General features: G+C 65.7%; 11 protein-coding genes. 4 read left to right on the forward strand and 7 right to left on the reverse strand.

Annotated elements, in window-relative coordinates; all coding sequences use genetic code 11:
• Nucleotides 1-518, reverse strand: a 518-nt coding sequence (locus AC1D34_RS27975) for a DNA-formamidopyrimidine glycosylase family protein (protein WP_476825957.1), incomplete at its 3' end; no start/stop codon positions are given.
• Between the two features lie 112 nt (nt 519-630).
• On the opposite strand from AC1D34_RS27975, the gene ubiE reads away from it, so the two are divergent.
• Both ubiE and ubiB read left to right on the forward strand, forming a co-directional pair.
• Nucleotides 631-1,392, forward strand: coding sequence for a bifunctional demethylmenaquinone methyltransferase/2-methoxy-6-polyprenyl-1,4-benzoquinol methylase UbiE (ubiE, locus tag AC1D34_RS27980; protein WP_441490551.1), 762 nt, complete (start codon nt 631-633; stop codon nt 1,390-1,392).
• 16 nt (nt 1,393-1,408) lie between these two features.
• Nucleotides 1,409-2,965, forward strand: a complete 1,557-nt coding sequence (ubiB, locus tag AC1D34_RS27985; protein WP_441490550.1) for a 2-polyprenylphenol 6-hydroxylase — start codon at nt 1,409-1,411, stop codon at nt 2,963-2,965.
• A 6-nt stretch (nt 2,966-2,971) separates the two neighbouring features.
• On the opposite strand, the gene AC1D34_RS27990 is transcribed toward ubiB, so the two are convergent.
• The 6 genes from AC1D34_RS27990 to AC1D34_RS28015 all read right to left on the reverse strand — a co-directional run bounded on the left by AC1D34_RS27990 (nt 2,972) and on the right by AC1D34_RS28015 (nt 6,672).
• Nucleotides 2,972-4,165 (reverse strand): serine hydrolase domain-containing protein, encoded by a 1,194-nt coding sequence (locus AC1D34_RS27990; protein WP_476825958.1) that lies wholly within the window; start codon nt 4,163-4,165, stop codon nt 2,972-2,974.
• A complete protein-coding gene (locus tag AC1D34_RS27995) occupies nt 4,162-4,578 on the reverse strand; it encodes a VOC family protein (RefSeq protein ID WP_441504986.1) in 417 nt (138 codons plus the stop codon). Before AC1D34_RS27995 ends, AC1D34_RS27990 begins: the two co-directional genes overlap by 4 nt.
• A 55-nt stretch (nt 4,579-4,633) precedes the next feature.
• Nucleotides 4,634-5,110, reverse strand: a complete 477-nt coding sequence (locus tag AC1D34_RS28000) for a DUF1579 domain-containing protein (protein ID WP_476767502.1) — start codon at nt 5,108-5,110, stop codon at nt 4,634-4,636.
• Between the two features lie 45 nt (nt 5,111-5,155).
• The gene (locus AC1D34_RS28005) at nt 5,156-5,695 is read right to left on the reverse strand and encodes an SRPBCC family protein (RefSeq protein ID WP_441490546.1); all 540 of its coding nucleotides are present in this window, start codon (nt 5,693-5,695) and stop codon (nt 5,156-5,158) included.
• A 42-nt stretch (nt 5,696-5,737) separates the two neighbouring features.
• Nucleotides 5,738-6,160 carry a DoxX family protein gene (locus tag AC1D34_RS28010; protein WP_476825959.1) on the reverse strand — a complete coding sequence of 141 codons (423 nt, stop codon included), beginning with the start codon at nt 6,158-6,160 and terminating at the stop codon, nt 5,738-5,740.
• Nucleotides 6,161-6,291: 131 nt separating this feature from the next.
• Nucleotides 6,292-6,672, reverse strand: a complete 381-nt coding sequence (locus tag AC1D34_RS28015) for an ArsR/SmtB family transcription factor (protein WP_441490545.1) — start codon at nt 6,670-6,672, stop codon at nt 6,292-6,294.
• A gap of 160 nt (nt 6,673-6,832) precedes the next feature.
• Here AC1D34_RS28015 and AC1D34_RS28020 point away from each other — a divergent pair, with 160 nt between their 5' ends.
• Together AC1D34_RS28020 and AC1D34_RS28025 are read left to right on the forward strand one after the other, a co-directional pair.
• Nucleotides 6,833-8,287 (forward strand): AMP nucleosidase, encoded by a 1,455-nt coding sequence (locus tag AC1D34_RS28020; protein WP_441504990.1) that lies wholly within the window; start codon nt 6,833-6,835, stop codon nt 8,285-8,287.
• A gap of 79 nt (nt 8,288-8,366) precedes the next feature.
• The gene (locus AC1D34_RS28025) at nt 8,367-9,653 is read left to right on the forward strand and encodes a phosphopantothenoylcysteine decarboxylase domain-containing protein (RefSeq protein WP_441504991.1); all 1,287 of its coding nucleotides are present in this window, start codon (nt 8,367-8,369) and stop codon (nt 9,651-9,653) included.
• The last annotated feature ends 71 nt before the right edge of the window (nt 9,654-9,724 follow it).

The raw sequence follows: 9,724 nt of genomic DNA on the forward strand, positions 1-9,724 counted from the left end.
GCCTTCAGCGGCGCGAGCTTGCCGGCAAAGAGCTTTGCCAGGACTTCGCCGGAGAGCTCGTTGCCGAGAGGTTCGATTCCCATTGCCGCGAAATGCTTCGAGCTCTCCAGCTCGGCCCGCGGCAGGAGATCCATGAAGCCGAAGCGACGGWCATCATTATAGGTGACGCGCGCTCCCGATCCGAGATGGAAGACGACATGATCGTGCTGCAGGTGCCGGCCGATCTCGTTGTAATAGGCGCCAGGTTCGGTGGGTGGCGTGCCCGACGCCTCGACCACGAAGCGGCCGCTCATGCCGAGATGCATGATCAGCGCCTCGCCATCGTCTAGATCGGCGATCAGGTACTTGGCGCGGCGCGACAGGCCCTCGACCCGCCGCCCGGTCAGGCGCTCGACGAAATGCTCAGGCAATGGAAAGCGCAGATCAGGCCGGCGCTGCTCGACCCGGGCCAGCACCTGGCCGAGCATGGCGGGCTCCAGCCCACGGCGGACGGTTTCGACCTCGGGAAGCTCGGGCATTGCACTTCGCTCTTCAGCATGCGTCGAGACGGGCCGCGACAAGGCTCGCTCGTTTCGCTATTCATCCGGCTCTAGTTACCGCCTCACCAGAACACAAGCTCCGGGCCAAGCCGTGACAGCAGCCTCCGATACCACCCATTTCGGCTTCGAGACCGTGCCGCTCGCCGAGAAACAGGCCAAGGTCGACGACGTCTTCCACAAGGTCGCCGGCCGCTACGACCTGATGAACGACCTGATGTCGGCGGGTCTGCACCGGCTTTGGAAGGATGCCCTGATCTCGACGCTGAAGCCGCCGCGCGACCGGGCTTTCCACCATCTCGACGTGGCCGGCGGCACAGGCGATGTCGCCTTCCAGGTCCTGGAAGCCGGCGGCCCGGCAACCGATGTGACGGTGCTCGACATCAATGGCGAGATGCTGAGCGTCGGGCGCGAACGCGCGCAGAAGCGCTTTCCAGGCGATGGCCGCATCCGCTTCGTCCAGGGCAATGCCGAGGAGCTCGGCCTGCCGGACAACAGTTTCGACGCCTATACGATCGCCTTCGGCATTCGCAACGTGCCACGCATCGACAAGGCGCTGACGGAGGCGCATCGCGTCCTGAAGCGCGGCGGGCGCTTCCTTTGCCTCGAATTCAGCCATGTCGACGTGCCGGTGCTCGACAAGATCTACGAGACCTATTCCTTCAACCTGATCCCACCGATGGGCAGGCTCGTGACGGGAGATGCGGAGCCCTATCGCTATCTGGTCGAATCGATCCGCAAATTCCCGAAACCACAGGTTTTCGCCGACATGATCGCAGCAGCCGGCTTCCGGCGGGCGCGCTTCACGCCCATGACCGGTGGGGTCGTGGCACTGCATTCCGGCTGGAAGCTGTGACGGCCCGCCTTCCAGCATGATCTCCTCAATCGCCCATTTCACCCGCATGGCGCGGGTTGGTTTCGTTCTGGCTCGCGAAGGCGCGCTCGCGCTGGTGGATCCGTCGGTTCTGCCGCCCGCGGCACGTGCGCTGATCAGGGTCGGCCGGCTGATCGAGCGCCGGGGCGCCGGCTCCTCGGCCACGCGCCTTGCCGCTGCGATGACCCGGCTTGGTCCGTCCTATGTCAAGTTCGGCCAGTTTCTGGCGACGCGGCCAGATGTGGTCGGGATGAAGATCGCCGAAGACCTGTCGGCGCTTCAGGACAGGATGGCGCCGTTCCCGATGGAACAGGCCCGCGCCGCGATCGAAGCCGCGCATGGCGAGCCAGTCGAGGCGCTGTTCTCCGAATTCGGCGAGCCCGTCGCGGCCGCCTCGATCGCCCAGGTCCATCGCGCACGGTTGAAGGATGGCTCGGAGGTCGCGGTCAAGGTGCTTAGGCCCGGCATCCGTGACCGTTTCAACCGCGACCTGGCGGCGATGCGCTTCGGCGCCGAACTCGCCGAGAGCCGCTCGCACGAGGCGCGGCGCCTGCGTTTCTCCGGCGTGGTCGAGACGCTGGCGCGCTCCGTCACCATGGAGATGGACCTTCGCCTCGAGGCCGCAGCGCTCTCGGAATTCGCCGAGAACACCAGGGACGATGCCGATTTCCGCGTCCCGAAGCCGGACTGGCAGCTGACGGCGCGCGAGGTGCTCGTCGACGAATGGATCGACGGCATTCGCCTCTCCGATGTCGAAGCGCTGCGTACTGCCGGCCATGACCTCGTGGCGCTCGGCCGCACCGTCATCCAGTCCTTCCTGAAGCACGCGATCCGCGACGGCTTCTTCCATGCCGATATGCATCCGGGGAACCTGTTCGTCGATGCGCAGGGCCGGCTGGTTGCAGTCGATGGCGGCATCATGGGCCGGCTCGGCCTCAAGGAACGGCGGTTCCTCGCCGAAATCCTGCTCGGCTTCATCACGCGCGACTACGCCCGCGTGGCCCGGGTCCATTTCGAGGCCGGCTATGTTCCGGCCCATCACGATGTCGCTGACTTCGCCCAGGCGATCCGGGCCGTCGGCGAGCCGATCCATGACCGGCGTGCCGACGAGATCTCGATGGCGAAGGTTCTGACCCTTCTCTTCGAGATCACCGGGCTGTTCGATATGGCGACCCGGACCGAACTCGTCATGCTGCAGAAGACCATGGTCGTGGTCGAAGGTGTAGCGCGCTCGCTCGATCCGCAGCTCGATATGTGGAAGACGGCCGAGCCGGTGGTGCGCGAGTGGATCACCCGCAATCTCGGCCCTCTCGGCAAGATCGAGGAAGTCAGCCGAGGCGCCCAGTCCATGCTCTCGACGCTCGCCAGCCTTCCTGAAACGGCCGCTCGGGCCGAGCGTGTGCTGGGCCAACTCGAGGACGCCTCGCGCCAGGGCTTTGTCCTGGACGAACGCAGCATCCAGGAGATTGGCCGGGCCGAAGCCCGGCGCAACCGCTGGGGCAACTGGGCATTGTGGCTGATCGCGGGCCTGCTGGCCTACAGCATCTTCAGCTGACGCCCCTCAGCCGGCGACCGCCCGATAGGCCAGGACCTGGAATTCCTGGCCGAGGGCGGCGTCTTCCGGACCCTGCATCAGTCTCTGGCTCAGGAAGACCGTGACGAGGTTCCGATGCGGGTCGATATTGAGACTGGTGCCGAACCCGCCTTCCCAGCCATAGCGCCCGGGAACCGCCGAGATCGGATCGGGCTGCGTCGCGATCCCAAGACCGAAGCCCCAGCCCGTGCTCTCCCAGAAGCCCGGGAAGAACGGTGAAACCGCCTTCTGCTCCGGCGTGATCTGATCCCGCGTCATCTGCTCGACCATCCCTGGCGAGAGGATGCCCTGCCCGCCGTATTGCCCGCGCGCCAGGAGCACGCGCGCAAATCTCAGGACATCGTCGGCCGTCGAGACAAGCTCGCAGGGAAAGGCGGGCGCGCGGGCAAACGCGCCTCCGGCGCCGCGATCGAACAGGACGAGCCGGCCCGCGTCCGAATCGAGACGATAGGCGCTGGCCAGTCGTCCGGCCTGGCCCGCCGGCACGCTGAAGCCGGTATCGACCATGCCCAGCGGTCGAAACAGACGTTCCTGCATGAGATCATCAAGCGGCTTGCCGGAAACCCTGGCCAAGAGCACCGAGAGCACGTCGAAGCCGGTATGATACATCCAGACGTCCCCGGGTTGGTGGATCAACGGCAGGGAGCCGAGCCGTTTCATCCAGGCGTCGGGCGACATCTCGGGGCTCATTGGACCGGGCGCGACGCCGGCATCGGCCATTGCCTGCTGGATCGGGTAACGGCCCGGCGGCGCCATGATCGCGCCGATGCCGAGCCTGAGCGTCAGCAGATCGCGCAACGTGATTGATCGGCGGGCCGGCACGGTGTCGTCGAGCGGGCCAGCGATGCTGCGCAGGACCCGGCGGTCCGCCAGCTCCGGCAACCAAGGCTCGACGGCGTCATCGAGCCCGATCGCTCCATCCTCGACGAGCGACAGAGCCACCACCGCCAGCATCGGCTTGGTCATCGAGGCGATGCGGACGATCGCATCGCGACGCATCGGCGCAGCACTGTCGAAATCGGCCAGGCCGAAGGTCTCGACATGCACGTCATCCGCCCGGGCGATCAGCGTGACGATCCCGGCGACGGCACCGCGCGTGACATGGCCGCGCATCGCGGCGGCCGTGTCGGCGAGGGCCTTTTCGGAGAAGCCAGCGCTCATCCGTTCTTGAACTCGGCATTGACCATCCAATGCGTGCCGAAGCGGTCGGTCAGCATGCCGAAGCTCTTGGACCAGAAGGTCTCCCCGATCGGCATCTGGATCTGGCCGCCCTCCGAGAGCCCCTTGAAGATGCGCTCGGCCTCGGCGACCTCCTTAACCATGACGTTGACATAGACGCTGCGCATCGGGCCGCTGCTGCGGTCCGGCGGCGCATCGGACGCCATCAGCATCTGGCCGTCGAGCTCCAGGCAGGCATGGATGATCTTCTTGCGCCATTCCGGCGAGACGTCGTTCTCCGCCGGCGTGCCTTCATGGCTCATCATCGCGGTGATCTTGCCGCCAAGCACCTTCTGGTAGGTCGTGAACGCTTCTTCGCAATTGCCGTTGAACATCAGATAAGTCGAGAGCTTCATTGGGCTGTTCCCTTGAGAAATGGCCGGTCGCGCCGGCCTTGGATGGCTTGGTGGATCAGATTCTCTGGTAGCGAGCTCTCATGAACTCGCTCCAGTTGCCATCGGCACCGAGAACCTTCGAATAGAACAACCGCTCGGTCGGGCTGCCGATCTCGATGATGTCCCGATATTTCGACGTCGTGCCATCGCCGGAGAAGCTGGGCCCTTCGGATTCGAGCGTCAGGATCTTGCCGCTGTCGTCGAGAGAACCTTCATAGGTCCAGATCATCGCCATCATCGAGCCCAGCCAGGTTCCGACGAAACGGCCCTTTTGGGGGTCAAAGCCGAGCGTGATCTGCATGGTCGCGGGATTTCCGTCGGGCAGCTCGCTCTTGCTCTCCCCGACGATCCAGAGATCGCCGATGGAGCGAACGGTCTCCGAGCCCTTGAAGATCTCCTCCGGCTTGTCGGGCGAGCAGTTCGATTCATAAGCCCAGTTGCCGACGAGCTGCTGAAGCCAGCGATGTTCGTCCTGCGGTTCGACAGTCTGCATGGGTATAGCCTCCTCCTTGCTGGTTCTTCGGGAACTGAGATGGGTCTAGCGCTCGGCCGCCACTTTCAGATTGGCGAGTCCGGTCTCGAAATCGCGCCCCACCATGCGATCGACGTTGAAGAAGACATGCATGATCCGGGTGAGGAACGGCGCTGGGCCGGTCATGGTCCAGATCACCTCGGTGGCGCCGCCGCGAGGCTCGAGCGCGAATGTGACGTCGTTATGAGCCTCGAAGGGCTTGATGAAATCGAGCCTCAATCCAACCTTGCGGGGAGCCGAGGCCTCGACGATCTCCATGCGGCCCTGCCCGACATTCTTGTCGCCGTCCCAGGCATAGACCGCACCGAGGCCGCTTTCCGCGCCGCTGAAGCTGCGCTTCATCGCCGGGTCCTTCTTCTCCCAGGGCGACCAGTCACCCCAGCTCCGGAACCCGTTGATCAGCGGAAAGACGTGCTCCGGCGGTGCGTTGATGGCGAGCGAACGCTGGACGCGAAAGCTGTCGGGCTTCATCGCGGCCAGGACGAGCACGACGACGATGGCGAGGGCGAGAATGGCGACAATGGCCCAAAGAAGGGTGCTGAGCACGGAACGCTCCTGTGACGGATCGAGAGGGAGTGGCGAAAGCTGCTAGGCGCTTCGCAGCGGGATGAGTGCGCGCAGCCTCGGATCGCGCAGGTAGAGTCCGCCCCAGGCCATGAGGCCGAGATAGAGCCCAAAGAAGAGGTGGCTGAAGAGCGGGCTGCCGACGCGCAGATGCGTCGCCATGGCGCCGCCAAGCAGCCCCGTAAGCAGCACGGCGCCAAGAATGGAGGTGCGGGGATAGGCATAGAGCAGCGCAATGATCAGCGTCATGGCGCCGAACCCCCGGGCCAGCTCATTGCTTCCCGAATATCCCAGCTGCTGCAGGGTATCGTTGACCACCTGCAGGGGCGCCAGCTTGATACCGCCGTCGAACAGCAGGAACGCGACGACGACACCGCTCAGCACCCGTCCCGTCCAGAGCTTGGCTCTTGGCTCTGCGAAGGCGGGCTCGGTAATCGATAGAGACATGATGCTCTCCAAAGTTGTTTGATTGGGATCTAAGATCTCATTGCGAGCAGACAAGACCGCCTGGCGAGCAGACAAGACCGCCTGGCGAGCAGGCAAAACCGCCTGGATTCCGGGGCGATGACGGGCCGCGATCATTGTCCGTCCGTCCCCTTCGAAGGCGGGCTCAACGACAGCGCCGCATTCTGGTCCTCAGTCCTCAGCTCCAGAATCATGCTCTCCAGCCTGTCCAGGCTCTGGTCCCAGAAGACCCGGTAGTGCTCGAGCCAGGCAGCCACATCGCGCAGCGGGCCGGGATCGAGCCGGCAGGGCCGCCACTGCGCCTCGCGGCCACGGGAGATCAGGCCGGCCTTCTCGAGCACCTTCAGATGTTTCGAGACGGCCGGGAGGCTCATCGCGAAAGGTTCCGCCAACTCCTTGACCGAGGTTTCCCCCAGCGCGAGGCGCGCCAGGATGGCCCGCCGGGTGGGATCGGCGAGGGCAGAGAGCGTGGCGCTGAGGTGGTCCGGCGACATCAACTAAACCGATCGGTTAATTAACTGACCGGCTTACTAATGCACCAAAGCCGTAACGTCAAGCGCCCGTTGCGAGACCGCTGAACGCCCGGCCTGCCGACCATCGGCCGGTGCGATGCCGGTTGTTGTCAGGAGCGCCCGCAGCCGGCTAGAGTCAGCCATGAGCTTCGAGATCGCCGCCACGCCGCATGACGCCATCAACCGGTTGGAGGCGCTTTATGCCGAAGCGAAGGACGCGCTCCGCGCCGATCTCCAACGCTTCTTCGATACGAGACAGCCGCCGACGCCGGAGGAGCGCGCCCGCTATCGCTACCCGATGCTGCGCGTCACCTATGAGCCGTCGAAGCTGCCCGCAGCGACACGCCGCGGCTTCGCCAAATTTGCGGCGCCCGGCATCTACTCGACCACGGTGACCCAGCCGGCCGAGTTCCGGACCTATCTGCTCGACCAGCTCGACCCCCTGGTGACGGAATACGGCGCCACCATCGAGACGGGCATCAGCACCCAGGAAATTCCCTACCCCTATGCAATCGAGGGCGGCGACGAACTGGGCGGCGGCCGGATCTCGCCCGCGGAGCTTGCGCGGCATTTCCCGACGCCGCTGCTCTCGCTGGTCGGCGACGAGATCGCCGACGGCACCTTCGAGATCATCGAGGGCGAGCCACGCCCGCTCTCGCTCTTCGATGCGGTGCGCGTCGATTATTCGCTGCGGCGGCTGGTCCACTATACCGGCACCGACTGGCGGATGGTGCAGCCCTGGGTGCTGCTGACCAACTACCATCGCTATGTCGACCAGTTCGTGCGGCTGGCATTGGCCGAGATCGAGGCCGGCACCGCCGAGGCGCTCGTCGCGCCGGGCGGGATCCGGATCGACCGCGAAGGCATCGATGTCAGCGCCGCCGAGCGCGTGATGTCCGCGCCCTGGCATCGCTTCCAGATGCCGGCTTATCACCTCATCCGCGCTGGAGGCGAAGGCGTCACGCTGGTCAATATCGGCGTCGGCCCGTCCAATGCGAAGAACATCACCGACCATCTCGCGGTGCTCAGGCCGAATTGCTGGTTGATGGTCGGCCATTGCGGTGGCCTCCGGCAGACGCAGATCATCGGCGACTACGTGCTGGCCCACGCCTATCTCCGCCAGGACGGCATCCTGGATGACCATGTGCCGCCGGACATTCCGATTCCGGCGCTCGCCGAGGTCCAGGTCGCCTTGCAGCAGGCTGCAGCCGAGGTCACTGGCGAGAAGGGCGACCGGCTGAAGCAGAGGCTGCGCACCGGCACCGTCGTGACGCAGGACGATCGCAACTGGGAGCTGCGCTGGACCAAGGAGCGCCGCCGTATCAACCTGTCGCGCGCCATCGCGGTCGACATGGAATCCGGGACCATCGCAGCACAGGGCTACCGGCTACGCGTGCCCTACGGCACCTTGCTCTGCGTCTCCGACAAGCCGCTGCATGGTGAGATCAAGCTGCCGGGCGCCGCCAACGCCTTCTATGAGCGCGCTGTCGGCGAGCACCTGAAAATTGGACTTGCAGCGCTGGAGAAGCTCAAGGAAGCCGGCAGCACGATCCATTCACGCAAGCTGCGTTCCTTCGACGAGCCGCCCTTCCGCTAGAGGCCCCTGCACGTCCGCCCCATGACAGCCGCGCCTCCGCGATGCTAGGTGAAGGGCTTCTTGCCTCGGGAGCCCGCCCTTGTCCGCATCTCGCTCCGTCCTGCTGATCATCGGCGGGGGTATCGCCGCCTACAAGGTGCTGGAGCTGATCCGGCGCCTGAAGGACCACGGCATCACCTCGCGCTGCATCCTGACCAAAGCCGGCGAAGAGTTCGTGACGCCGCTCGCCGTATCGTCGCTGGCGGGCGAACGCTGCTTCACCGATTTGTTCTCGCTGACCGACGAAGCCGATATCGGCCATATCGCGCTGTCGCGCTCGACCGATCTGGTCGTCGTCGCTCCCGCGACCGCCGACCTGATCGCCAAGATGGCGACGGGCCTTGCCAATGACCTTGCCTCGACTGCCCTGCTCGCCACCGACAAGCGCATCCTGATCGCGCCCGCGATGAACCCGCGCATGTGGGAGCATCCGGCGACACGGCGCAACATGGCGCAGCTCGAGAAGGACGGGGTGCTCGTCGTCGGGCCGAACTCCGGTGCCATGGCCGAGCGAGGCGAGAACGGACCCGGCCGCATGGCCGAGCCTCATGAGCTGCTGGCGGCGATCGAACAGGCGCTGGCCGGCGAAACCCGGCTCTCCCCGGGTGGAACGATCGGCTTCCTCGGTCGCAGTCCGGGCGGCGCGTCCGGTGCCCCCAAGCTGCTCGCCGGCAAGCGCGTGCTCATCACCTCCGGGCCGACGCATGAACCGATCGACCCCGTGCGCTACATCGCCAACCGCTCCTCCGGAAAGCAGGGTCACGCGATCGCAGCCGCCGCCGCGGCCGCGGGCGCCAGCGTGACATTGGTGTCCGGCCCGGTCGCGATCGCCGATCCGGAGGGGGTGACCACGATCCATGTCGAATCCGCCCGCGATATGTTGGCCGCAGTCGAAGGCGCGCTGCCGGCGGATATCGCGATCTTCGCCGCCGCGGTCGCCGACTGGCGCGTTGCGGAAGAGGCGCCCGGCAAGCTCAAGAAGCAGGCCGGCGCGAGCGCGCCTGCCCTCGCCCTCGTCGAGAACCCGGACATCCTGGCGACGATCGCCGCACGCGAGATCGATCGCCCCGCCCTCGTCGTCGGCTTCGCCGCCGAGACCGACCACGTGATCGACTATGCCCGCGCCAAGCTGGCAAAGAAGGGCTGCGACCTGATCGTCGCAAACGATGTCGGCGGCACCGGAGTGATGGGCGGCGACGCCAACACCGTGCATCTCGTCACCTCCGACAATGTCGAAACCTGGCCGACCCTGCCCAAGGGCGAGGTCGCGAGCCGGTTGATTGCGCATCTGGCGCGCATGCCGCAGGCCAGCAAGACGGACCGCTGAGCGCCATGGTCACGCTTCCCATCAAGCGCCTGCCCCATGGCGCCGACCTGCCGCTGCCGGCCTATGAGAGC

Source organism: Allobosea sp. P1_A7, assembly GCF_056406775.1.